At 49.7% G+C, this 25,110-nt stretch carries 25 protein-coding genes; 10 read left to right on the forward strand and 15 right to left on the reverse strand.

Going from position 1 to position 25,110, the window contains the following annotated elements; translation table 11 throughout:
- The first annotated feature begins 141 nt into the window (after positions 1 to 141).
- Together panE and yajL are read left to right on the forward strand one after the other, a co-directional pair.
- The gene (gene panE / locus AABJ99_RS17635; RefSeq protein WP_000705835.1) at positions 142 to 1,053 is read left to right on the forward strand and encodes a 2-dehydropantoate 2-reductase; all 912 of its coding nucleotides are present in this window, start codon (positions 142 to 144) and stop codon (positions 1,051 to 1,053) included.
- Entirely contained in the window at positions 1,016 to 1,606 is a 591-nt protein-coding gene (gene yajL, locus AABJ99_RS17640) for a protein deglycase YajL (protein WP_001276329.1), read from the forward strand. Before panE ends, yajL begins: the two co-directional genes overlap by 38 nt.
- Positions 1,607 to 1,659: 53 nt before the next feature.
- Here yajL and thiI read toward each other — a convergent pair whose 3' ends face one another.
- Positions 1,660 to 3,108, reverse strand: a complete 1,449-nt coding sequence (gene thiI / locus AABJ99_RS17645; RefSeq protein ID WP_039020795.1) for a tRNA uracil 4-sulfurtransferase ThiI — start codon at positions 3,106 to 3,108, stop codon at positions 1,660 to 1,662.
- A gap of 205 nt (positions 3,109 to 3,313) precedes the next feature.
- Between thiI and xseB the strand changes: the two genes are divergently transcribed.
- The 5 genes from xseB (at position 3,314) to AABJ99_RS17670 (ending at position 9,250) form a co-directional block, all read left to right on the forward strand.
- Entirely contained in the window at positions 3,314 to 3,556 is a 243-nt protein-coding gene (xseB, locus tag AABJ99_RS17650; RefSeq protein ID WP_001124935.1) for an exodeoxyribonuclease VII small subunit, read from the forward strand.
- Positions 3,556 to 4,455, forward strand: a complete 900-nt coding sequence (gene ispA / locus AABJ99_RS17655) for a (2E,6E)-farnesyl diphosphate synthase (RefSeq protein WP_000347229.1) — start codon at positions 3,556 to 3,558, stop codon at positions 4,453 to 4,455. Before xseB ends, ispA begins: the two co-directional genes overlap by 1 nt.
- Positions 4,456 to 4,479: 24 nt before the next feature.
- Positions 4,480 to 6,342, forward strand: a complete 1,863-nt coding sequence (dxs, locus tag AABJ99_RS17660) for a 1-deoxy-D-xylulose-5-phosphate synthase (protein WP_000006812.1) — start codon at positions 4,480 to 4,482, stop codon at positions 6,340 to 6,342.
- Positions 6,343 to 6,521: 179 nt separating this feature from the next.
- A complete protein-coding gene (gene yajO / locus AABJ99_RS17665) occupies positions 6,522 to 7,496 on the forward strand; it encodes a 1-deoxyxylulose-5-phosphate synthase YajO (RefSeq protein ID WP_001199776.1) in 975 nt (324 codons plus the stop codon).
- Positions 7,497 to 7,726: 230 nt separating this feature from the next.
- Positions 7,727 to 9,250 carry a pentapeptide repeat-containing protein gene (locus AABJ99_RS17670; protein ID WP_039020796.1) on the forward strand — a complete coding sequence of 508 codons (1,524 nt, stop codon included), beginning with the start codon at positions 7,727 to 7,729 and terminating at the stop codon, positions 9,248 to 9,250.
- 176 nt (positions 9,251 to 9,426) lie between these two features.
- Here the strand turns inward: AABJ99_RS17670 and pgpA are convergent, their stop codons facing one another.
- The 6 genes from pgpA to nrdR form a co-directional block, all read right to left on the reverse strand.
- Positions 9,427 to 9,942: a phosphatidylglycerophosphatase A gene (gene pgpA / locus AABJ99_RS17675; RefSeq protein ID WP_000154043.1), complete on the reverse strand. Its 516-nt coding sequence runs from the start codon at positions 9,940 to 9,942 to the stop codon at positions 9,427 to 9,429.
- Positions 9,920 to 10,897 (reverse strand): thiamine-phosphate kinase, encoded by a 978-nt coding sequence (gene thiL / locus AABJ99_RS17680; RefSeq protein WP_039020797.1) that lies wholly within the window; start codon positions 10,895 to 10,897, stop codon positions 9,920 to 9,922. The genes pgpA and thiL overlap by 23 nt, the downstream gene beginning before the upstream one ends.
- Positions 10,898 to 10,974: 77 nt before the next feature.
- A complete protein-coding gene (gene nusB / locus AABJ99_RS17685) occupies positions 10,975 to 11,394 on the reverse strand; it encodes a transcription antitermination factor NusB (protein ID WP_000801125.1) in 420 nt (139 codons plus the stop codon).
- A 19-nt stretch (positions 11,395 to 11,413) separates the two neighbouring features.
- A complete protein-coding gene (gene ribH / locus AABJ99_RS17690; RefSeq protein WP_001021161.1) occupies positions 11,414 to 11,884 on the reverse strand; it encodes a 6,7-dimethyl-8-ribityllumazine synthase in 471 nt (156 codons plus the stop codon).
- Positions 11,885 to 11,972: 88 nt separating this feature from the next.
- Positions 11,973 to 13,076 (reverse strand): bifunctional diaminohydroxyphosphoribosylaminopyrimidine deaminase/5-amino-6-(5-phosphoribosylamino)uracil reductase RibD, encoded by a 1,104-nt coding sequence (gene ribD, locus AABJ99_RS17695; RefSeq protein WP_039020798.1) that lies wholly within the window; start codon positions 13,074 to 13,076, stop codon positions 11,973 to 11,975.
- Positions 13,077 to 13,079: 3 nt separating this feature from the next.
- Entirely contained in the window at positions 13,080 to 13,529 is a 450-nt protein-coding gene (gene nrdR / locus AABJ99_RS17700; RefSeq protein WP_000543535.1) for a transcriptional regulator NrdR, read from the reverse strand.
- Between the two features lie 150 nt (positions 13,530 to 13,679).
- Between nrdR and yajI the strand changes: the two genes are divergently transcribed.
- Positions 13,680 to 14,219: a DUF3251 domain-containing protein gene (yajI, locus tag AABJ99_RS17705; RefSeq protein WP_039020799.1), complete on the forward strand. Its 540-nt coding sequence runs from the start codon at positions 13,680 to 13,682 to the stop codon at positions 14,217 to 14,219.
- Between the two features lie 298 nt (positions 14,220 to 14,517).
- A complete protein-coding gene (tsx, locus tag AABJ99_RS17710; RefSeq protein WP_001295328.1) occupies positions 14,518 to 15,402 on the forward strand; it encodes a nucleoside-specific channel-forming protein Tsx in 885 nt (294 codons plus the stop codon).
- Between the two features lie 241 nt (positions 15,403 to 15,643).
- On the opposite strand, the gene AABJ99_RS17715 is transcribed toward tsx, so the two are convergent.
- The 7 genes from AABJ99_RS17715 to queA form a co-directional block, all read right to left on the reverse strand.
- Entirely contained in the window at positions 15,644 to 16,624 is a 981-nt protein-coding gene (locus AABJ99_RS17715; RefSeq protein ID WP_332219181.1) for an IS110-like element IS621 family transposase, read from the reverse strand.
- Positions 16,625 to 16,899: 275 nt separating this feature from the next.
- Positions 16,900 to 17,247, reverse strand: coding sequence for an HNH nuclease YajD (yajD, locus tag AABJ99_RS17720; RefSeq protein ID WP_000974823.1), 348 nt, complete (start codon positions 17,245 to 17,247; stop codon positions 16,900 to 16,902).
- Positions 17,248 to 17,375: 128 nt separating this feature from the next.
- Positions 17,376 to 18,347 (reverse strand): protein translocase subunit SecF, encoded by a 972-nt coding sequence (gene secF / locus AABJ99_RS17725; protein WP_000046637.1) that lies wholly within the window; start codon positions 18,345 to 18,347, stop codon positions 17,376 to 17,378.
- Positions 18,348 to 18,357: 10 nt separating this feature from the next.
- Positions 18,358 to 20,205: a protein translocase subunit SecD gene (gene secD / locus AABJ99_RS17730; protein WP_064735139.1), complete on the reverse strand. Its 1,848-nt coding sequence runs from the start codon at positions 20,203 to 20,205 to the stop codon at positions 18,358 to 18,360.
- A gap of 27 nt (positions 20,206 to 20,232) precedes the next feature.
- Positions 20,233 to 20,565, reverse strand: coding sequence for a preprotein translocase subunit YajC (yajC, locus tag AABJ99_RS17735; protein WP_000007629.1), 333 nt, complete (start codon positions 20,563 to 20,565; stop codon positions 20,233 to 20,235).
- A gap of 22 nt (positions 20,566 to 20,587) precedes the next feature.
- The gene (tgt, locus tag AABJ99_RS17740) at positions 20,588 to 21,715 is read right to left on the reverse strand and encodes a tRNA guanosine(34) transglycosylase Tgt (RefSeq protein ID WP_000667319.1); all 1,128 of its coding nucleotides are present in this window, start codon (positions 21,713 to 21,715) and stop codon (positions 20,588 to 20,590) included.
- 54 nt (positions 21,716 to 21,769) lie between these two features.
- The gene (queA, locus tag AABJ99_RS17745; RefSeq protein ID WP_001266492.1) at positions 21,770 to 22,840 is read right to left on the reverse strand and encodes a tRNA preQ1(34) S-adenosylmethionine ribosyltransferase-isomerase QueA; all 1,071 of its coding nucleotides are present in this window, start codon (positions 22,838 to 22,840) and stop codon (positions 21,770 to 21,772) included.
- A gap of 92 nt (positions 22,841 to 22,932) precedes the next feature.
- On the opposite strand from queA, the gene acpH reads away from it, so the two are divergent.
- Entirely contained in the window at positions 22,933 to 23,514 is a 582-nt protein-coding gene (gene acpH, locus AABJ99_RS17750) for an ACP phosphodiesterase (RefSeq protein WP_039020986.1), read from the forward strand.
- A gap of 20 nt (positions 23,515 to 23,534) precedes the next feature.
- Here acpH and AABJ99_RS17755 read toward each other — a convergent pair whose 3' ends face one another.
- On the reverse strand, positions 23,535 to 24,980 hold the full coding sequence (locus AABJ99_RS17755) for a hypothetical protein (RefSeq protein ID WP_039020987.1): 1,446 nt from the start codon (positions 24,978 to 24,980) through the stop codon (positions 23,535 to 23,537).
- Positions 24,981 to 25,110 lie beyond the last annotated feature (130 nt).

Raw genomic sequence — 25,110 nt, forward strand, 5'->3', positions numbered from 1 at the left:
CGAAGCATAATACCTGCAAAGTTAAATAACCGACAGTCCTGCACCAGGACGTATCCCTTAATTGTGCATAGTCGCAACAGCATGCACAATTAAGGGATAGCCTTATTGAACACCCGGAGTGGTTGCGGGTGAGGAGGAACAATGAAAATTACCGTATTGGGATGCGGTGCCTTAGGGCAATTATGGCTTACAGCACTTTGCAAACAGGGTCACGACGTTCAGGGCTGGCTGCGCGTACCGCAACCTTATTGTAGCGTGAATCTGGTTGAAACCGACGGTTCGATATTTAATGAGTCTCTGACCGCCAACGATCCCGATTTTCTCGCCACCAGCGATCTGCTCCTGGTGACGCTGAAAGCATGGCAGGTTTCCGATGCCGTCAAAAGCCTCGCGTCCACACTGCCTGTAACCACGCCAATACTGTTAATTCACAACGGCATGGGCACCATCGAAGAGTTGCAAAACATTCAGCAGCCATTACTGATGGGCACCACCACTCATGCCGCCCGCCGCGACGGCAATGTCATTATTCATGTGGCAAACGGTATCACGCATATTGGCCCGGCACGGCAACAGGATGGCGATTACAGTTATCTGGCGGATATTTTGCAAACCGTGTTACCTGACGTCGCGTGGCATAACAATATTCGCGCCGAGCTGTGGCGCAAGCTGGCAGTCAACTGTGTGATTAATCCACTGACCGCCATCTGGAATTGCCCGAATGGTGAATTACGTCATCATCCGCAAGACATTATGCAGATATGCGAAGAAGTCGCGGCGGTGATCGAACGCGAAGGGCATCATACTTCAGCGGAAGATTTGCGTGATTATGTTATGCAGGTGATTGATGCAACGGCGGAAAACATTTCGTCGATGTTGCAGGATATCCGCGCGCTGCGCCACACCGAAATCGACTATATCACTGGTTTTCTCTTACGCCGCGCTCGCGCGCATGGGATTGCCGTACCGGAAAACACCCGCCTGTTTGAAATGGTAAAAAGAAAGGAGAGTGAATATGAGCGCATCGGCACTGGTTTGCCTCGCCCCTGGTAGTGAAGAGACTGAAGCCGTCACCACTATCGATCTGCTGGTTCGCGGCGGTATCAACGTCACCACTGCCAGCGTCGCCAGCGATGGTAACCTGGCAATTACCTGCTCACGCGGCGTGAAGCTGCTGGCGGATGCGCCGCTGGTCGAAGTAGCTGATGGCGAATATGACGTGATCGTGCTGCCTGGTGGCATTAAAGGCGCGGAGTGTTTTCGTGATAGCACCCTGCTGGTTGAAACCGTGAAACAGTTCCACCGTTCCGGGCGTATCGTCGCGGCTATTTGCGCCGCACCAGCCACCGTGCTGGTGCCTCATGATATCTTCCCGATTGGCAATATGACCGGCTTCCCGACGTTGAAAGACAAAATTCCCGCTGAACAATGGCAGGACAAGCGCGTCGTCTGGGATGCTCGGGTAAAATTGCTGACCAGTCAGGGGCCAGGTACGGCTATTGATTTTGGTCTGAAAATTATCGACCTGTTGGTTGGGCGTGAAAAAGCCCATGAGGTGGCATCACAACTGGTGATGGCGGCAGGGATTTATAATTATTACGAGTAGTGTCGGATGCAGTAAACGTCGCATCTGACCAGATGCGACGTAAAAACCACAAATTACGGGCGATACACCTTCACATTGTTAAAGCCCTGCTCGCGCAGATAGAGCGCCTGCAGACGGCTCATCACCCCGCGCTCACACCACAACAGCCAGGTTTTGTTCTGGTCGAGATCGCCAAATTTGGTGCTCAGTTTATAGAACGGCAGAGAAACCACGTCGATACCTTCAACTTTCAGCGGCTTATCTTCTTGTTCATCAACAGAACGGATATCGAGGATCACGTCGTTCGGGCCGAAGCCGTTGACGGTTTCCACTTCCACCACTTCCTGCTCGGTCTGCTGAGCGATTTCGCGGATATCAACGTTATTCGCTTCCTCAACCACTTTATCGAGAATGCTGAAGTCGAACTTCTCTTCTTCCGCTTCAATCTTCGACTTAACCGCTTTCACGGTCGGGCTTTTGGAGATAACACCGCAGTATTCCGGCATGGTGCGGGCAAAATCTTCGGTGCCAATCTGGCGAGCCAGGTTGATGATGTGCTCTTTGTCGTAAGAGATCAGCGGACGCAGGATCAGCGTATCGGAGACGTTATCAATCAGGCGCAGGTTGGTTAGCGTCTGGCTGGACACCTGTCCCAGCGCTTCGCCGGTGACGAGCGCCTGTACGCCGTAACGTTCAGCCACTTTAGACGCGGCACGCACCATCATACGTTTGAGGATTACGCCCATCTGACCGTCGTCGATTTTCTCGAGAATTTCACCGACGACCGGCTCAAAGTTAATGGCGACAAAACGCACGCGGTGGGAGCTACCAAAACGGTTCCACAGATAATGCGCCACCTGACGAACACCAATTTCATGCGCCGCGCCGCCGAGATTAAAGAAGCAGTAATGCACGCGGCAGCCGCGACGCATCAACATATAGCTGGAAACTCCGGAGTCGAAACCACCGGAAATGAGCGAAAGCACATCTTCCTGAGTGCCGATTGGGAATCCGCCAATACCTTCGTAACGACCTTTGATCAGCAGGAGACGATCGTCTTCAACTTCCAGATGGACAGTCACATCCGGATTGGTCAGCTTCACGCGTGCGGATTCAATATGCTGATTTAAACCGCCGCCGACGTAACGTTCCACATCAATCGAGCTAAACTCATGTTTACCACGGCGCTTCACGCGTACGCAGAAGGTTTTACCTTCCAGCTGATCGCGATACTGAACCAAGGCTTTCTCGAAAATATCGTGCATGTCGGTAAACGGCACGTCTTCGACTTCGAGAATATGGTGGATACCCGGAATACGGGTCAGGGCGTCGCGAATAGCCAGACGCTGGTTTTCATCTTTTGCGCGAACTTCGATGTTATCCCAGTGACGGACGACAGCGAGCGTCTCATCATAGTGCTTTAAAACGTTACGAATGTTCCCGGTAAGGATTTTTATAAAGCGCAAGCGCACAGATTGGCTTTTGATGGTGATTTCCGGGAACAATTTAATGATAAACTTCATGGCGGCAATGGTTCGTTGGCAAGTCTTAAGCGACTTGTATAGGGAAAAATACAGCAGCCTACACCTGCGGCTGCATCCAGGCGCGGAAGTATACCACTAACATCGCTTTGCTGCGCACATCACCTTACCATTGCGCGTTATTTGCTATTTGCCCTGAGTCCGTTACCATGACGGGGCGAAAAATATTGAGAGTCAGACATTCATTATGCCGAAGAAAAATGAGGCGCCCGCCAGCTTTGAAAAGGCGCTGAGCGAGCTGGAACAGATTGTAACCCGTCTGGAAAGTGGCGACCTGCCGCTGGAAGAGGCGCTGAACGAGTTCGAACGTGGCGTGCAGCTGGCACGTCAGGGGCAGGCCAAATTACAACAAGCCGAACAGCGCGTACAAATTCTGCTGTCTGACAATGAAGACGCCTCTTTAACTCCTTTTACACCGGACAATGAGTAATGGACTTTCCGCAGCAACTCGAAGCCTGCGTTAAGCAGGCCAACCAGGCGCTGAGCCGTTTTATTGCCCCACTGCCCTTTCAGAACACTCCCGTGGTCGAAACCATGCAGTATGGCGCATTATTAGGTGGTAAGCGCCTGCGACCGTTCCTGGTTTATGCCACCGGCCATATGTTCGGCGTTAGCACAAACACGCTGGACGCACCCGCTGCCGCCGTGGAGTGTATCCACGCGTATTCATTAATTCATGATGATTTACCGGCAATGGATGATGACGATCTGCGTCGCGGTTTGCCGACCTGCCATGTGAAGTTTGGCGAAGCAAACGCGATTCTCGCGGGCGACGCTTTACAAACGCTGGCGTTCTCGATTTTAAGTGATGCCGATATGCCGGAAGTGTCGGATCGCGACAGAATTTCGATGATTTCTGAACTGGCGAGCGCCAGCGGTATTGGCGGAATGTGCGGTGGTCAGGCATTAGATTTAGATGCGGAAGGCAAACACGTACCTCTGGACGCACTCGAGCGTATTCATCGCCATAAAACCGGCGCATTAATTCGCGCCGCCGTTCGTCTTGGTGCATTAAGCGCCGGAGATAAAGGACGTCGTGCTCTGCCAATTCTCGACAAGTACGCAGAGAGCATCGGCCTTGCCTTCCAGGTTCAGGATGACATCCTGGATGTGGTGGGAGATACTGCAACGTTGGGTAAACGCCAGGGTGCCGACCAGCAACTTGGTAAAAGTACCTACCCTGCACTTCTGGGTCTTGAGCAAGCCCGGAAGAAAGCCCAGGATCTGATCGACGATGCCCGCCAGTCGCTAAAACAACTGGCTGAACAGTCACTCGATACCTCGGCACTGGAAGCGCTAGCGGACTACATCATCCAGCGTAATAAATAAACAATAAGTATTAATAGGCCCCTGATGAGTTTTGATATTGCCAAATACCCGACCCTGGCACTGGTCGACTCCACCCAGGAGTTACGACTGTTGCCAAAAGAGAGTTTACCGAAACTCTGCGACGAACTGCGCCGCTATTTACTCGACAGCGTGAGCCGTTCCAGCGGGCACTTCGCCTCCGGGCTGGGCACGGTCGAGCTGACCGTAGCGCTGCACTACGTCTATAACACCCCGTTTGACCAATTGATTTGGGATGTGGGGCATCAGGCTTATCCGCATAAAATTTTGACCGGACGCCGCGACAAAATAGGCACCATCCGTCAAAAAGGCGGCCTGCACCCGTTCCCGTGGCGCGGCGAAAGTGAATATGACGTGTTAAGCGTCGGGCATTCATCAACCTCTATCAGTGCCGGAATTGGTATTGCGGTTGCTGCCGAGAAAGAAGGCAAAAATCGCCGCACCGTCTGTGTCATTGGCGATGGCGCGATTACCGCAGGCATGGCGTTTGAAGCGATGAACCACGCGGGCGATATCCGTCCCGATATGCTGGTGGTTCTCAACGATAATGAAATGTCGATTTCCGAAAATGTTGGCGCGCTCAACAACCATCTGGCGCAGCTGCTTTCCGGTAAGCTTTACTCTTCACTGCGCGAAGGCGGGAAAAAAGTATTCTCCGGCGTTCCGCCCATTAAAGAGCTGCTCAAACGTACCGAAGAACATATTAAAGGCATGGTAGTACCAGGCACGCTGTTTGAAGAGCTGGGCTTTAACTACATCGGCCCGGTTGACGGTCACGATGTGCTGGGGCTTATTACCACGCTTAAGAACATGCGCGACCTGAAAGGCCCGCAGTTCCTGCATATCATGACCAAAAAAGGTCGTGGTTACGAACCGGCAGAAAAAGATCCAATCACCTTCCACGCCGTACCTAAATTTGACCCCTCCAGCGGTTGCCTGCCGAAAAGCAGCGGCGGCCTGCCAAGCTATTCAAAAATTTTTGGCGACTGGTTGTGCGAAACCGCAGCAAAAGACAACAAGCTGATGGCGATTACCCCGGCGATGCGCGAAGGTTCTGGCATGGTCGAGTTTTCACGTAAATTCCCGGATCGCTACTTCGACGTGGCAATCGCCGAGCAACACGCAGTGACCTTTGCTGCGGGTCTGGCGATTGGTGGGTACAAACCCATTGTCGCGATTTACTCCACTTTCCTGCAACGCGCCTATGATCAGGTGCTGCATGACGTGGCGATTCAAAAGCTCCCGGTTCTGTTCGCCATTGACCGTGCGGGTATTGTCGGTGCTGACGGTCAAACCCATCAGGGCGCGTTTGATCTCTCTTACCTACGCTGCATTCCGGAAATGGTCATTATGACCCCGAGCGATGAAAACGAATGTCGCCAGATGCTCTATACCGGCTATCATTATAACGATGGCCCGTCAGCGGTGCGTTACCCTCGCGGCAACGCGGTAGGCGTAGAACTGACGCCGCTGGAAAAGCTCCCGATTGGCAAAGGCATTGTGAAGCGTCGTGGCGAGAAACTGGCGATCCTCAACTTTGGTACGCTGATGCCGGAAGCAGCGAAAGTCGCAGAGTCGCTGAACGCTACGCTGGTCGATATGCGTTTTGTGAAGCCGCTTGATGAAGCGTTAATTCTGGAAATGGCCGCCAGCCACGAGGCGCTGATCACCATTGAAGAAAACGCCATTATGGGCGGCGCAGGCAGCGGCGTGAACGAAGTGCTGATGGCCCATCGTAAACCAGTACCCGTGCTGAATATTGGCCTGCCGGACTTCTTTATTCCACAAGGAACGCAGGAAGAAATGCGCGCTGAACTCGGCCTCGATGCCGCCGGTATGGAAGCCAAAATCAAAGCCTGGCTGGCATAATCCCTACTCCACTCCTGCTATGCTTAAGAAATTATTCATAGACTCTAAATAATTCGAGTTGCAGGAAGGCGGCAAACGAGTGAAGCCCCAGGAGCTTACATAAGTAAGTGACTGGGGTGAACGAATGCAGCCGCAGCACATGCAACTTGAAGTATGACGAGTATGGCAGGAGTGGCAGCATGCAATACAACCCCTTAGGAAAAACCGACCTTCGCATTTCCCGACTTTGCCTCGGCTGTATGACCTTTGGTGAGCCGGATCGCGGTAATCACGCATGGACACTGCCCGAAGAGAGCAGCCGTCCCATCATTAAACGCGCGCTGGAAGGCGGCATAAATTTCTTTGATACCGCCAATAGTTATTCTGACGGCAGCAGCGAAGAGATCGTCGGTCGTGCACTGCGGGACTTTGCCCGTCGTGAAGACGTGGTCGTTGCAACTAAAGTGTTCCATCGCGTTGGTGATTTGCCGGAAGGATTATCCCGTGCGCAAATTTTGCGCTCTATTGACGACAGCTTGCGACGTCTCGGCATGGATTATGTCGATATCCTGCAAATTCATCGCTGGGATTACAACACGCCGATCGAAGAGACGCTGGAAGCCCTGAACGACGTGGTAAAAGCCGGGAAAGCGCGTTATATCGGCGCGTCATCCATGCACGCCTCGCAGTTTGCTCAGGCGCTGGAACTGCAAAAACAGCACGGCTGGGCGCAGTTTGTGAGTATGCAGGATCACTACAATCTGATTTATCGCGAAGAAGAGCGTGAAATGCTGCCGCTGTGTTATCAGGAAGGCGTGGCGGTGATTCCGTGGAGTCCGCTGGCGCGGGGACGTCTGACGCGTCCCTGGGGAGAAACCACCGCACGACTGGTTTCCGATGAAGTAGGAAAAAATCTCTACAATGAAAGCGACGAAAATGACGCGCAGATAGCAGAACGGTTAACTGGCGTCAGTGAAGAACTGGGGGCAACGCGAGCACAAGTCGCGCTGGCATGGTTGTTGAGTAAACCGGGCATTGCCGCGCCGATTATTGGTACTTCGCGGGAGGAACAGCTTGATGAGCTGCTGAACGCGGTAGATATCACTTTAAAGCCGGAACAGATTGCCGAGCTGGAAACGCCGTATAAGCCACATCCGGTGGTAGGATTTAAGTAAATTTCGCTTTTCACCCATTTTATCTGCTGAATCCCCCATCGTCTGCGATGATGGGGACAACGTACCTCCCATCATCTTCTGTAACCATAATCCACCTCTGCAAGAGAAATTCTTGGTGAATGAGTTTGCAGCTATTCATCATCTTCATCCCTTTGAGCGATTTTTGATAGTTTCTCCAGGTAATATCCCCTAAAACTGTCTTATTTAGTCAATGTAAGAGGATTACAATCATGATGAAAACCATTTCCAGCCAACCTATCCGGTTTTCTGATGTACCGGTTGAAGATTTAATAAAATCAACGAAAAGAGATTACAATAAAAATTTTATTGAAAAACTATGGGACATAATTTGTGATTTTTTTCTATACACTGATAAACAAAAGGCATTTAAATCAATTAATAAATACATGAATACATTAAGTATTGGAAATGAACGTATAGAACCGGATCCCAACTTTAATATAGATGCAAACTCAGATTTAGACTCATATTTAAATCTGGATTTTAATCTCCTCTCGCCCAAACAGAGGCAGACCACGCTTTGTTGTTTCTGGAAGAAAATAGCCTCTACATTTCCAGAGCCATACAACACTACGTTCAAGCATGAGATTATATTTTCTGATAACCAAAATAGTTTGGTAGTCACTGGAACTATCTCTGTTATGAACGAGGTAGTAAATATGTATTCTATCAAATTAGATAAGGATAATAATGGAGTTGTCGATTTCAGCGGCCTATATTTAGGACACAGTAATATTTCCAATATGAATATGGAAAACTGTATCTTCTCCAATGTCAACTTCGAACATACTTATTTTGATGACGTCAATTTTACAAAGGCGAATTGTACAAAAGCTAATTTTAACAGTTGTAGATTTATGAAATGCGATCTAACAAATATGAATTGCACTGGCGCAATTCTTGATAATGCGGTGATATATGGTAAAGAACCTGAGATGCAATATCCAGAAGGAGATCAAATAATACAAAGGATAACTTATCAAAAAACACATGGGAATGAAACGAAAGGGATGATTCTAACTAACTGCTCCTGTGTTAAAACCACTTTCAATTGGGCAGATTTATCAGAAAGTGATTGCCAAAAGGTGGACTTTAGCGAGGCTAATCTTTCAAACACTATTCTTCCTGACATCGTCAGGATGAAAGGCACGAAACTTTACCGTACCGACCTTTTTAACCCAATATTAAAAAAAGAAGCAGAATCAACAGAAGAAAAAGACATTAGCCCATTAGCAAAAATTATTCTTGACTATATTGAATCAGATAAAAACCCTGAATCATTAAACTTTGAAGAAAAATCAACAGTTATTAAAATAAAACAAGATGTCGATAATTTTATTTTCTACAATAAGCATTTAAAGGAAATATTCAATCGCGCAATGAATCTTCAAGGAAAAATAAGCAGGAAAAAGTATAATGAATTTTTTAAATATATACAAGCACAAGCCAAACAAGATTTCAAAGACCAGTATAAACTAACAAAAAATGATTATTTAAAGAAAATACCTTTAACTGCACAATTAATTGCAAAATACAAAATGGATGATCAATTGGACCAACTTTTGGTTACCCGTGAAATTCAAGATGAAATAAAATCAAAGATTCAAGACAAAATAGATGAACTTTCTAAAAATTTATTCAACACTATGACCGAAACCATTGAGAATAATTTTGATGATATTTTTCGTCAACAGTCAGAGAATATGAGCAATTATTATGAGTTCGTCGACTGACGATATTTCAGTGTCATTGAATTATGAGTGACAAAGATACACCTTGAAATATCGCCGCATAGTATATTCGGTGATGTCGGGTTTTACTTTAACAGAGTGCCCCCAAATTGGGGCTCTGTTCATTTATAAATCAAACCGGGTGGTCTGGAATCGACTACACCACCCGGTCAATGGCATCAAAGAATACCCAGCGGCCAATGATGACCGATAAAGTACAGGATGCCAGCGGAGATCACCCCGGCGACAATATCATCTATCATGATCCCCATGCCGCCATGTACATTGCGGTCAAACCAGCGGATCGGCCACGGTTTCCACATATCCAGGATACGGAAAATCACAAACCCGGCGGCGACCCACTGCCAGTCATTGGTCGGCAGCGCCATGAGCGTGATCCACATACCAATAAATTCGTCCCAGACAATGCTGCCGTGATCGTGCACGCCCATGTCTTTCGCCGTTTGATGACAAAGATAGACGCCGATACAGATCCCCAGCATCACCACCAGCGAATAGAGCTGCCAGGGCAAAAAGGTCATCAGATACCAGAACGGAATCGCCGCCAGCGATCCCATCGTGCCAGGAACGATTGGGCTTAATCCACTTCCGAATCCGACAGCAAGCAGATGCCACGGATTACTCATCTTCAGGCGACTTTTCGCGACATCTTTATGGCGTGGCAAAATGGTCATATCCTTTCCAGTCAAATGTGACAGGTTCGCCGTCACGAATAAAACAAAGCCCTTCGATATCGGCAGTCATTTGCCCGATACAGGTAAACGGTACGCCCAGATGTCCGAGAGCCACATCCAGCGCGCCACGGTTAAGCTCTGGCACAGTGAAACATAACTCGTAATCTTCACCGCCAGAGAGCGCCCAACGTAGCGCCTGTTCTGGTTCAACATGGCGAGAAAGCGCATCAGAAAACGGTAGCAATGCCAGGTCAATTCGTGCGCCGCAGTCGCTGGCTTTCACGATATGCCCGAGATCGGAAATCAGACCGTCAGAGAGATCGATGGCTGAATTTGCCAGATCGCGCAGCGCCTGCCCCTGTAAAATACGCGGCGACGGACGGAGATGACGTTTGATTAAGTAGTCCGCATCTTTAGCATCGGCAACCTGCAAACGATTTTGCAAAATCGCCAGCCCGGCGGCGCTATCGCCCGGTGTCCCGGTCACATAAATCCAGTCCCCCGGTTTCGCACCAGAACGCGTTAAGGCTCGCCCCATCGGGACAAAACCGTGGATACCCAACGTCATCGCTAGCGGTCCACGTGTGGTATCGCCGCCAATAAGTTGCATATCGTAATAATTGAGAAGATCAAACAAACTGTCGCTGAAGGACTCAAGCCACGCTTCATCGACGTCCGGTAAGGTTAATGCCAGCGTCAGCCAGGCCGGATCGGCCCCCATCGCTGCCAGATCGCTTAGGTTCACCGCCAGTGCTTTATACGCCAGATCCGCAGGATCGATATCAGGGAGGAAATGGTTGCCCGCCACCAGCGTATCAGTGCTGATCGCCAGGGTCTGTTTCTCGGGGATATTGAGAAGTGCGCAATCGTCGCCAATGCCCAGTTCGACATCAAGACGAGAACTTCTTACACGGTCAAAATAACGGGCAATCAGGGAGAACTCGCCACATGCCATACGTTATGCCTCAGCAGGTAAAAAAGAAAAGGCCGGCGATCGCGGAACGGTCTTCCGTGAATCTACCGGCCTGGATATCACTTTTTGTTAGGGCGAATCACAGGTGCTGCTTTATCGAGTACGCCGTTGACGAACTTATGGCTGTCTTCTGCGCCGAACGATTTCGCCAGTTCGATCGCTTCGTTAATGGCCACTTTGTATGGCACATCGCTACGTTTAGACAGCTCGTACAGCGCAATGCGCAGTACTGCTTTTTCTACCTGGCCCAGTTCTTCCAGCAGACGGGACAGGTACGGCTTCATCAGTCCGTCGAGGTATGCGGTGTTAGTCGCCACCCCGGCCAGCAGCTCACGGAAGTACAGGACGTCAACGTCTTTTACATCCTGTTCAGCCAGGAACTGGTATTCAACATCAGCGATGTCGTTCTGGGACAACTGCCAGGAGTAGAGCGCCTGGACGGCACACTCACGAGCGCGGCGACGAGCAGCAGGTTTCACGGATTTCCCCTTACTAATTTCAGGCCTTGATGGCTTTCAATACATTAATCATTTCAAGCGCGGTCAGTGCAGCTTCTGCACCTTTGTTGCCAGCTTTGGTGCCAGCACGTTCGATCGCTTGTTCAATGCTTTCAGTGGTCAGAACCCCAAAAGCAACCGGAATTTCGCTGTCCTGGGCAACATGCGCCAGGCCGTTGCTTGCACCACCAGCGACATATTCAAAGTGGGCGGTGCCACCACGAATAACTGTACCCAGCGCAATCACCGCATCGTATTTACCGGTTTTAGCCAGTGCACCCGCCGCCAGCGGCAGCTCATAGGCACCAGGCACCCAAACAACGGTAATGTTTTCATCTTTTACCTGACCGATACGTTTCAGTGCGTCAATTGCACCTTCCAGCAGGCTGTCATTGATAAAGTTGTTGAAACGCGCAATGGTGATGGCGACGCGAGCGTCCGGGGTAGCAACGTTAGCTTCAATAATGTTCATTTTCTTCCTTCGGGTTCGAGTATGGCCCCGCAGGGGGGCGGATTTTAGCATAATATTTCGTGCGCTGCTTCCCTTTCGAGCCGGGAGATCATGCACCCACTAAATGCAGGCAAACATCCGGGCCTACATGACGTATCTCTTTGAATTTAAATTGGGGGGCGTCAGCTAATTTCTCAAGCCCTGGCAGCGTGCATAATCCACGGGCGTCGCTGCCTAATAGTTTAGGTGCGATATAGACAATCAGCTCATCGACTAAACCCGCCTGTAGCAATGCGCCAGCGAGCGTTGGCCCAGCTTCCACCCAGATGCTATTAATCTGCTGTTTACCCAGTTGCATCATCAATACAACCAGATCCAGATGACCTTTATGCTCTGGAATCAGCAAGGTTCGCACCGTTTCCGGCCACTCGCGAGAATCTTCCTGCGTACGCGCGAACCAGGTTTCGCCAGACTGTTGCACAATACGGTGTTCCGGCGTCACGCGATTTTGGCTATCAATCACAATACGTACTGGCTGGCGGAGATTTTGTTGCGGATAGAGCGCCTGAGTTTGTTCATCCAGTTCAGACCAACGCACCGTTAAGGCTGGATCGTCCGCCATGACTGTTGCGCTGCTGGTTAAAATGGCATGACTTTGCGCACGCAGACGTTGTACATCGCGTCGCGCCTGAGGAGACGTGATCCACTGGCTCTCACCGCTCGCCATCGCTGTGCGGCCATCTAGCGACGCGCCAAGTTTTAACTGGATATAAGGAAAGCCGGTGCGCATGCGCTTGAGAAAGCCTTTATTCAATTGCTCGGCTTCACTCATCATCAGGCCGTGGCTGACCTCAATGCCAGCCTGTTGCAAACGATAAAGTCCACGCCCAGCGACCTGCGGGTTAGGATCCTGCATCGCGGCAACCACGCGCGTGACACCCGCAGCAATCAACGCATCGCAACATGGCGGCGTACGACCATGATGACTACAAGGTTCGAGTGTGACATACGCCGTGGCACCTTTGGCTTTTTCGCCAGCCATGCGCAACGCGTGTACCTCGGCATGCGGTTCACCCGCTCGCTGATGGTAACCTTCACCGACGATTTCGCCATCTTTTACAATGACGCACCCGACATTCGGGTTGGGATGAGTGGTAAAACGTCCTCGTTGCGCCAGCTTTAGCGCCCGCGCCATGTAATACTCGTCCTGCACGGCTTAGTCCTCCAGGCGCGCGATCTCTTCGCCAAATTCTTTGATATCTTCGAAACTGCGATAGACAGAGGCAAAACGGATATAGGCGACTTTATCGAGCTTTTTCAATTGCTCCATCACCAGATTGCCAATCATCTTGCTCGGCACTTCACGCTCACCGGTGGCGCGCAGCTGCGATTTAATATGATTGATTGCCATTTCGACGTCATCGGAACTCACCGGACGTTTTTCCAGCGCCCGCAGCATTCCGCTACGTAATTTCTCTTCATTAAACGGTTCACGCACGTCATTGCTTTTTACAACACGTGGCATAACCAGCTCCGCCACTTCAAAGGTGGTGAAACGTTCATTACACACCAGACACTGCCGACGGCGGCGTACGGATGAGCCCTCGCCTACGAGACGAGAGTCAATTACCTTAGTGTCCACGGCGAAACAGAATGGGCAATGCATACGGCGTCCTGACCAGGTGGTTAACAGAAATCTATTTTACCCTGAACTGACGATACAACAAAGGCGCAACGCTTTTGAGATAAAGGATCGATGCTTTCACTGCTTTTACCCTCTACCATTAGGCAAATTGCGACGAGAAAGGGACGACCTATGAATACTAACGTTTTTCGACTGCTCCTGCTGGGAAGCCTGTTCAGCCTTAGCGCCTGTGTGCAGCAAAGCGAAGTGCGGCAGATGAAACACAGCGTCAGCACACTGAACCAGGAGATGACGCAACTCAATAAAGAAACGGTCAAAATCACTCAGCAAAACAGGCTGAATGCAAAATCCAGCAGTGGGGTTTACCTTCTGCCTGGAGCGAAAACACCAGCAAGACTGGAAAGCCAGATCGGTACTTTACGTATGTCGCTGGTGAATATTACGCCTGATACAGATGGCACCACCCTGACGCTACGTATTCAGGGCGAGTCGAATGATCCCTTGCCCGCATTCAGCGGAACTATTGAATATGGGCAAATTCAGGGAACAATAGACAACTTTCAGGAAATCAATGTGCAGAATCAATTGATTAACGCCCCTGCCAGCGTCCTCGCCCCCAGCGAAGTTGATATTCCGTTACAGTTAAAGGGCATTTCTGTGGATCAGTTAGGCTTTGTACGTATCCACGACATTCAACCTGTTATGCAGTAAACGTATTGCGGGGCGATTTTGTGCGTCCCGCAACATCTTTTCCCGTCATTTTGTTACTCTGCTTACATCACCCAGATTGATAGTAAAAGTTTGCAACAAGGGTGAAAGTCAGTACAATCCCCGCCCGAATGTGTGTAAACGTGAACGCAATCGATTACGTAAATGATAGAACTGTGAAACGAAACATATTTTTGTGAGCAATGATTTTTATAATAGGCTCCTCTGTATACGAAATATTTAGAAACGCAATTTGCGCCTTTTTCACTCCCGCAAGGGATTTTCAAACAGTGGCATACATATGAAAAAAACATTACTGGCAGCCGGTGCGGTACTGGCGCTCTCTTCGTCTTTTACTGTCAACGCAGCTGAAAACGACAAACCGCAGTATCTTTCCGACTGGTGGCACCAGAGCGTTAACGTTGTCGGAAGCTATCACACCCGTTTCGGACCGCAGATCCGCAACGATACCTACCTTGAGTACGAAGCATTCGCTAAAAAAGACTGGTTCGACTTCTATGGGTATGCGGATGCGCCGGTATTCTTCGGCGGTAACTCCGATGCAAAAGGTATCTGGAACCACGGTTCCCCGCTGTTTATGGAAATCGAACCACGTTTCTCCATCGACAAGCTGACCAATACTGACCTTAGCTTTGGTCCGTTCAAAGAGTGGTACTTCGCGAACAACTACATTTACGACATGGGTCGTAATAAAGATGGTCGCCAGAGCACCTGGTACATGGGTCTGGGTACCGATATTGATACTGGCCTGCCGATGAGCCTGTCCATGAACGTGTATGCAAAATACCAGTGGCAGAACTATGGCGCAGCGAACGAAAACGAGTGGGACGGTTACCGTTTCAAAATTAAATACTTTGTGCCGATTACCGATCTGTGGGGTGGTCAGCTGAGCTACATCGGCTTCACCAACTTCGACTGGGGTTCCGATTTAGGGGATGACAGCGGTAACGCTATCAACGGTATTAAGACCCGTACCAATAACTCCATCGCTTCCAGCCATATTCTGGCTCTGAACTACGATCACTGGCACTACTCTGTCGTAGCTCGTTACTGGCACGACGGTGGTCAGTGGAACGACGATGCAGAACTGAACTTCGGCAACGGCAACTTCAACGTTCGCTCTACCGGCTGGGGTGGTTACCTGGTAGTAGGTTACAACTTCTGATGAATGAAATGCCGGATCTTGTATCCGGCATTTCAGATTGTTAACAACGTGCGCTTTGTTCATGCCGGATGCGGCGTAAACGCCTTATCCGGCCTACAAAAACACGTAAATTCAATACATTGCTGAGATTACGTAGATACTGTTATGGCCTGCAAGTTTTTTTCTACCCCGGTTTCCCAGATTGCAGGCATGCCAGACACAGCGCCGTCAGGCGCTGTTTTTTTCATCCCTTCCGCGATTTTTACGCCGCTACCGGATTATGCCGTGACGCATCGAACGGGACCCCTGACTTCAGCACGCCATACGCCACCTGTGCCAGCTTGCGCATCATCGCGCCGAGAATCACCTTTCCTTTTTTGCCATTAGCCACCAGACGGTCACGGAACATCCGTCCCCACTCAGTCTTACTGGTGGCTACCATTGCAGGCATATACAACGCCCTGCGAAGCGACACATGTCCGGCTTTACTCAACCGGCTTGCCCCTCTCACACTACTGCCTGATTCATAACGCCGTGGTGTCAGACCCGCAAAAGCGGCGAACTGTCTGGCATGGGCGAAGCGGTCCTTCAGACCGATATAAGCCAGCAATACCGCAGATGTTTTCTCTCCGATACCCGGGATACTTTCCAGCAGTTTTCTGCGGTGTTTCATATCCGGATCATCGTCTGTCAGGTCTTTTATCTGCTTCTCAAGACGCTTCAGCTCTGCTTCAAGCCACAGAAGATGAGCATCAATGCTCGGCCTCTGGACTTCCCGCGCCGTTTCAGTGCGGTTCAGTTCCTGCGTGTGCATATCTGTCAGCGCCTGGTGGCGTACTACCAGGGCACGCAACGCGCGTTCAAGCGGGTGAGGCGCTTCCCAGGCTGCAGGGCGCTTCTGACGACAGAACTCTGCCAGCATGCGCGCATCCACGGTATCAGTCTTGTTACGCAGTCCTTCACTCTGAGCGAAAGCTTTACCCAGTGCAGGATTAATAACTGACACTATGTAACCTGCATCGTAAAGGCACTCTGCGACAGGTTCCATATAGGTGCCGGTCGCTTCGATGCAGATATGCGCATGGCCAATCTTGTGACCTTTCAGCCAGCTCACCAGCTCATCGTGCCCTTTAGTGGTGTTAGCGAATTTTTTGGTGCGATGACGACCATCAGGACGCAACACATCGACATCCAGTTTCTCTTTAGCGGTGTCGATACCGATATAATGAAGTTCATGTTCCATCGTGAAACCAACCTTGCAAATACGGATTACCGGGAAAACCGGTCCATGATACTGTCCGGTTTATCACTTTGGGAGAAAGGCAGTCCGCTGCATAAATCTACGCAACAGGTTGAAAACCTAAGGCCCGATACGGCATGCGGACTGCAGGCAGAGAAAACTGGCCGATTTTCTCTGCACAGGAGGGATAATACAAGGCCTGATAAGCGTCGCGCATCAGGCAATTTTGCGTTTGTCCTAAAGCTCAAACAACGGATTTTGTATCCGTCATTTTTTTATCACTTCTTCTTATTCATCATCGCTTTTAAATCAGCGAATGGGTTGTACTTCGCTTCACCGACATCTTTCTGCGCATCTTCCCCTGCGATAACGGTCGTACCATACTGATCTGCTTCGGTATATTTCGAATGCTCATGATCGTGGCAATAGAGACAAAGCAATTCCCAGTTACTGCCATCTTCCGGGTTATTGGTATGGTCGTGATCAATGTGGTGAACAGTAAGTTCACGCAGGTTGGAATAGACAAACTCGCGGGAACAGCGACCGCAGACCCACGGATAGAGTTTTAACGCTTTTTCGCGATAGCCGCTTTCTAACCGCGCATAATTTTTTGGGATGATAGCCATGAGAAGTTACCTGGATGAAATGTAGGGTTAGGCGCAGTTTCCCAAGATGCGAGGGTTTTCGCAATCACCTTACATCAAAAAAAATCCCGATCTTCTGACCGGGATTTTCAACATCAGCTGAAACTTGATTAAGGCAGAATTGACGGCTGATCCGCCCCTTCTTTCTCCACTTTCTGCTGTAACATGTGTTCGCGCTTCATACCCAGTTTCAGAGCCAGCGCCGATGCTACGTAGATGGAAGATGCAGTACCGATGGAAACACCGATAAGCATGGTCAGCGAGAAGCCTTCCAATACCGGACCACCGAAGAGGTACAGCATCAGGATAACCATCAAGGTAGTACCGGATGTGATCAAGGTACGGTGCAGCGTCTGGGTCAAGGACACGTTAAAGATTTCGTAAGGCGTACCGCGACGGATCTTGCGGAAGTTTTCACGAATACGGTCCGATACCACGATACTGTCGTTAAGCGAGTAACCGATAACCGACATCAACGATGCCACAATGGTCAGGTCAATCTCGATATGGAATAACGACAAAATACCCAGCGTAATGATAACGTCGTGCGCCAGCGCAATAACAACCCCTGCCGCCAGTCGCCACTCAAAGCGGAAACCTACGTACACGAGGATAGACAGCAGCGCCGCCATCAACGCCATCGCACCGGTTTGCGCAAGGTCTGCCCCCACGCTCGGACCGACGAATTCAATACGCTTCACTGCCGCATTCTGATTGGTGGATTCGTTAATCACCTTCAGAACCTGGCTGCCCAGCACCTGACCGCCGGTTTCGCCTTCAGCAGGCGGCATGCGGACCATGATGTCGTGGCTGCTACCAAAGTTTTGCAGCATTGGCTCTTCAAAACCGGCTTTTTGCAATGCATCACGCATTACGTCAATTTCAGCCGGTTTTTCGAGCGTAATTTCAATAACCGTACCACCGGTGAAATCCAATCCCCAGTTAAAGCCACGCACGCCCATAATAACGATAGCGGCGATTAACAGCAGACCAGAGATGCCGAAAGCCCAGTAGTCCCAGCGCATAAAGTCATAGACTTTACGGCCGTGGTTTAGTTGTTCAACAGTATATTCCTGTGCCACATCGCACTCCTCAGATTGACAGCTTCTTGACGCGCTTGCCGCCATATAGCAGGTTTACGATGGCACGCGTACCGACAATCGCGGTAAACATCGACGTCGCCACACCGATACCGGTAGTAATCGCGAACCCTTTAATTGCCCCGGTACCCACTGCGTACAGGATGATGACTTTAATCAGCGTGGTGATGTTCGCATCGAAAATGGAACTGAATGCGCCACGATAACCTTCATCGATTGCCTGCTGAACAGTACGCCCGTTGCTCAACTCTTCTTTAATACGTTCGTTGATCAGTACGTTCGCATCGACCGCCACCGCAAGGGTTAAGACAATACCCGCGATACCCGGCATACTCAGCGTTGCACCTGGCAACAGCGACATAATGCCGACAATCAAGATCAAGTTCGCAATCAGAGCACTGGTCGCAATCAGACCAAACTTCTTATAGAAGAGGATCATGAACAGAATAGAAACCAGCAGACCGGCGAGACATGCCTCCAGCCCCTGTTCAATATTCTGCATACCCAGGGTCGGGCCAATGGTACGTTCTTCAACAATCTGAATCGGTGCGATCAACGCACCAGCACGCAGCAAAAGTGAAAGCTGACGGGCTTCGTTCGGGTTGTTAATACCGGTGATACGGAAGCTGTTACCCAGACGAGACTGGATGTTAGCGATGTTAATCACCTCTTCCTGTTTCACCAGAACCGCACGACCGTTAGCATCTTTCTTGCCGCTGTCTTTGTACTCCACAAACAGGGTCGCCATCGGTTTGCCGATGTTGTCCTTGGTGAAGTTAGACATAATGTTGCCACCAGCGCTATCGAGCGAGATGTTAACCTGCGGCTGGTTGTACTCGTCCTGGCTGGAAGTGGAGTCGGTGATATGGTCACCGGTCAGAATTACGCGTTTATACAGCACAACCGGCTGACCTTCGCGGGTCTGTTTCACTTCAGAATCGCCCGGTACGCGGCCGGATGCCGCTGCGGCCTGATCAACGTTGGTGTTTACCAGACGGAATTCCAGCGTTGCCGTCGCACCCAGAATCTCTTTCGCACGCGCGGTGTCCTGAATACCTGGCAGTTCAACAACGATACGGTCAGCACCCTGACGCTGAACCACCGGCTCCGCCACGCCAAGTTGGTTTACACGGTTACGCAGGATATTAATGTTCTGCTGCACCGCATATTCACGCGCTTCACTCAGGCGAGCATCGCTCATTACCGCACGCAGCTGGTTGCTGCCCTGGCTACTAATCACCAGGTCCGGATGACGCTTGCTCAGATACGCAATGGCTTCATCACGAGCTTTAGCATCGCGGAAAGTGATGCTCAGGCCGTAGTTGTTTTCTTTACGAACGGTGGTATACGGGATGCCCTTTTCGCGCAGGTCGCTGCGCAGGCTATCGATGTTTTGTTCCTGGAGTTTTCCAAGCGCGGTGTCCATATCCACTTCCATCAGGAAGTGAACGCCGCCACGCAGGTCAAGGCCGAGCTTCATCGGCTCAGCGTGAATAGCTGCCAGCCAGCGCGGCGTTGCCGGGGCAAGGTTAAGCGCCACGACGTATTTGTCACCCATAACGCCCATTAATGCTTCACGAGCGCGCAGCTGGGTGTCAGTGGAGTCGAAGCGCGCAAGAATAGCGCCCTCTTCCAGTGCCACAGACTTAGCAGTTATTTTTTCTTCTTGTAACGTTTTCTGGACCTGGATCAGCGTTTGCTCACTGGCGGCGACTCCGCGCGCACCAGTGATCTGAACAGCCGGATCCTCACCAAACAGGTTGGGAAGCGCATACAGCAGACCGATGACAATCACCACGATCAGCATGACGTACTTCCACAAAGGATAACGGTTTAACACGGCAATTCCCTTAGGGAAAAATTTTAATTACAGCGCCTTCATGGTGCCTTTCGGCAGGACGGCAGCTACGAAGTCACGTTTAATAACTACTTCAGTGGTGTCATTCAGCGCGATAGCAATGTAGCCGTTTTCCGCTACTTTGGTTACGCGACCAACCAGGCCACCGTTCGTCAGAACTTCATCACCTTTGGCAATGGAGTCCATCAGCTTTTTGTGTTCTTTGGTGCGCTTCTGCTGTGGACGCAGGATCATGAAATAGAAAATCAGACCGAATACCACCAGCATCAAAATCAAAGACATCGGGCTACCTTGCGCCGGTGCACCCGTTGCCGCTACCGCATCAGAAATAAAAAAGCTCATTAAATTTCCCTCATTATTAATATTAATCAACGTTCAAAGGTGGTACTTCTCGCCCCTGACGCTGGTAAAAATCAGTTACGAAGCTCTCTAATTTACCCTCTTCAATAGCCTTGCGTAAACCCGCCATCAAACGCTGGTAGTAACGAAGGTTATGAATGGTATTGAGTCGCGCGCCTAATATTTCGTTGCAACGGTCGAGATGATGCAAGTAAGCGCGTGAATAATTGCGACAGGTGTAGCAATCACACTCAGGATCGAGTGGGCCAGTATCGCTCTTATACTTCGCATTGCGGATTTTCACCACGCCATCGGTCACGAACAGATGACCATTTCGGGCGTTGCGGGTTGGCATTACGCAGTCAAACATATCGATACCGCGACGTACGCCTTCAACCAGATCTTCCGGTTTACCAACGCCCATCAGGTAACGCGGTTTGTCTGCCGGAATTTGCGGACACACATGCTCCAGAATGCGGTGCATATCTGCTTTCGGCTCACCCACAGCCAGACCGCCGACAGCGTAGCCATCAAAACCGATATCTACCAGACCTTTAACAGAAATATCACGTAAATCTTCGTAAACGCTGCCCTGAATGATACCAAACAGCGCATTTTTGTTTCCGAGACTGTCAAAACGCTCACGGCTACGCTTCGCCCAACGCAGAGACATCTCCATGGAGCGTTTTGCGTAATCCCAGTCAGCAGGATACGGCGTACACTCATCAAAGATCATGACGATATCTGAACCAAGATCGTACTGAATCTCCATCGACTTTTCCGGGTCGAGGAAAATCGGGTCGCCGTTGATCGGGTTACGGAAGTGAACGCCCTGTTCGGTGATTTTACGAATATCGCCAAGGCTGAAGACCTGGAAGCCGCCGGAGTCAGTAAGGATAGGGCCTTTCCACTGCATAAAATCGTGCAGATCGCCATGCAGTTTCATGATTTCCTGACCCGGGCGCAGCCACAGGTGGAAAGTGTTACCGAGAATAATTTGTGCGCCAGTGGCTTCAACTTCTTCCGGCGTCATCCCTTTTACAGTGCCGTAGGTGCCAACAGGCATAAAACAAGGCGTTTCCACTACGCCACGATCAAAGACCAGGCGGCCACGGCGAGCGCGACCGTCGGTGGTATCCAGTTCAAATTTCATTTTTTCTCCACTACGTCAGAAAAACAGTCCAACGTTTAAACCAGCGCCGCGGAATTACTCCCCGACGCGCTCATTAATTGCCTGCGGATTGTACGTGATAAACATCGCATCACCGTAACTAAAAAAGCGATATTTCTCTTCTACCGCCGCTTTATAGGCGTTCATAGTGTGTTGATAGCCGGCAAATGCCGAAACCAGCATAATCAGCGTCGATTCAGGAAGGTGGAAGTTCGTCACCAGCGCATCGACCACTTTGTACTGGAAGCCCGGATAGATAAAGATTTGGGTATCGTCAAAGAAAGGTTCAATGAGATCGTTTTTCGCCGCCTGGGCCGCGCTTTCCAGCGAACGTACCGAGGTGGTGCCAACCGCAATCACCCGATTGCCACGCGCTTTTGCTGCCAGTACCGCGTCTACCACATCCTGCGGCACTTCAGCGTATTCTGAGTGCATGATGTGATCTTCAATGGTGTCGACGCGCACCGGCTGGAAAGTACCCGCACCAACGTGCAGAGTTACGAACGCCATCTCCACGCCTTTGGCGCGCAATTTTTCCAGCAAAGGTTCGTCAAAATGCAGCCCGGCAGTCGGGGCCGCTACCGCGCCCGGTTTTTCACTATAAACTGTTTGATAAAGTTCGCGGTCTGCATCTTCGTCCGGACGGTCGATGTACGGCGGCAGTGGCATGTGGCCGATGCTGTTGAGGATATCCAGTACAGAACGATCATCATTAAATTCGACTTCAAACAGTGCGCCGTGGCGAGCGGTCATTGTTGCGTTGATACTTTCGTCATCGCCCAACAGCAGCTCTGCGCCCGGTTTTGGCGCTTTCGAAGCGCGAATATGCGCAAGAATGCGTTTGTCGTCGAGCATACGCTCAACCAGCACTTCAATCTTGCCGCCGCTGGCTTTACGCCCAAACAGGCGCGCCGGGATCACGCGGGTATTATTAAAAACCAGAAGATCGCCGGGGTTGAGCTTATCGAGTAAATCGGTGAAAGTACCGTGCGTCAGCGCGCCCGTCGGCCCGTCCAGCGACAGTAAACGACAGCTACTGCGTTCAGGCATTGGATAGTGGGCAATCAGGGATTCGGGCAATTCAAAGGAGAAATCGGTAACGCGCATGACACTGACTCAGACTAAAATAAGAGGCGGGTAGTCTAGTGCCGGGGCGCTCTCCCTGCAACCTTTACCCCCCTTTGGATAGAATATAATCGATGAATTTTTTAGCTCACCTGCATCTAGCCCATCTCGCGGAAAGTTCGCTTTCCGGTAATTTACTGGCTGATTTCGTACGCGGAAATCCTGAAGAAAGTTTTCCGCCCGACGTCGTGGCTGGCATTCATATGCATCGACGTATCGACGTATTGACTGACAATCTGCCGGAAGTCCGCGAAGCACGGGAATGGTTTCGTAGTGAAACTCGCCGCGTTGCGCCTATTACGCTGGATGTCATGTGGGATCACTTTCTTTCACGCCACTGGTCGCAGCTATCACCGGACTTTCCGCTACAGGAATTTACCTGTTATGCCCGGGAGCAAGTGATGACTATTCTTCCAGACTCACCGCCACGCTTTATCAATCTGAACAATTACTTATGGTCTGAGCAATGGCTGGTGCGCTATCGCGATATGGATTTCATCCAGAACGTGTTAAACGGCATGGCAAGCCGTCGCCCACGTCTGGATGCCCTGCGTGACTCCTGGTACGATTTAGACACCCATTACGACGCCCTGGAAACCCGCTTCTGGCAGTTTTATCCGCGGATGATGGCGCAGGCGTCACGCAAGGCGCTCTGAAACTTCAAGCTCCAGCGTCACTATTTTTTAGCATTCGCATCCAGCGGGGCGGCATAACAGCTGTAAGAAAAACATTCGCTGGAATGATTGGCGATATCTTTAAAGTTGCTTTCAGCAACCCCCTCGAACATGAGTACCGTTCTGGACAAATCTCCGTTTTCATTTATATGTGGAAAATCAAATTGTGCACTGAATCGCCATACATCTGTCTTTTCTGGCTCGCTGTTCACAGAGATACGTCGATGGAAGACCCCTCCTGTAAACGTGCGCCAGAACAATTGTTGATCAAAATCTTGTAATATCTCAGAGTTGGATGCTATTTGATGTAGTAAACCTGCATACCGTGGACTGCCATCACGAGCAACATTATGCAAACCCTGACTAAAAGCATCAAATAAACAATACATGTGATCACTAGTGAAAAAAGGTCTTAATTTGTTTTGTTCTTCATCGCTGTAATCCAGGAGCATCTCATTGATTTCTTCCTGTGAGAATTTTAAGACAAAATTATCCTCAGGATTTGTTTCTTTCTTGTTTTTTTCGATATTCTTCTCCTCAATGGTCTTCGCATTTTGTTTCGCATTTTCTTCCTCAGTTTTTTTCTCAATTACTTCCGCAATTTTTTCCCGAGTTTTTGATTTTAGACTAACACCATCGATGTCAACCGGTGTTGTTTTCAGATCTCTCTGCGCGTCTTTCAAATTTGTCTTATAGAGATCGGGCACTTTATCGGCAGATAAGTATCCGGATGAAGAAATCTGGTGTGTACGCATGGGGGGCTGTTCACAAAGCATCGAGGCTATATCGTCTTTAAACTCTTTTACATTAAAGTTATCGACATTAACCTTCCCTGTTATAAACCCCGCATCGGCAATTTTCTTCTCTAATTGTTTTGTACGTTTAGAATAATAAGCGTTGTTATCATAAAACTTTTCAAGAAGGGCCCACTCCTCAAGTTGCCTTATGTGATTTTTCAACTGTTGATGATCTATTTTATATTGATGTGTACTAGAATCATTTTGGTTGCAGGAGTTACAGATTTTTAAGCATAATTTTCCATCAGATTTATCATCTATGGTATCAGTGAAAATATAGGAAACTTCAATACTCTGCCCGTACTTATCAGTCATCTCATATGACCATTGCCCCGTTCGTTTCGCATTCTTAATGACTTCGATGGACTCTGCAGGGCAACCATGAAGAATGGCCAGAATTTTATCAGGATGCTTAATTAGTAAAATTATTATATTTACAACGTTTGAAAAGAAACTTTTGCTATTTTTTATTTCATCGATTTTTTCCGCTGAAATGTTTACTAAGTTTTCATTTCCGGAAATGAAAAGCAATTTGCCATGGGGGCTTTTTTTAAATTGTTCTTCTGTTTTAGAAAAGACATCCTCTTTAAAAGGTGGCCACTCAGTACCAGTAATAAACGGTTTCAATAAATTCGAATTTGAAATTGTCATATCTTTGCTCCACTACAGGGTTATCCTGGAGCAGGTTGTACATAACCTCATGGGCAAAGAATACCAAAAATCGCTCATATCGATCGGGACAAATATTTAACAAACTCAGCCCTGACATTGTGCAGCTTTT

The organism is Escherichia coli, assembly GCF_036503815.1.
Lineage (GTDB): Bacteria > Pseudomonadota > Gammaproteobacteria > Enterobacterales > Enterobacteriaceae > Escherichia > Escherichia coli_F.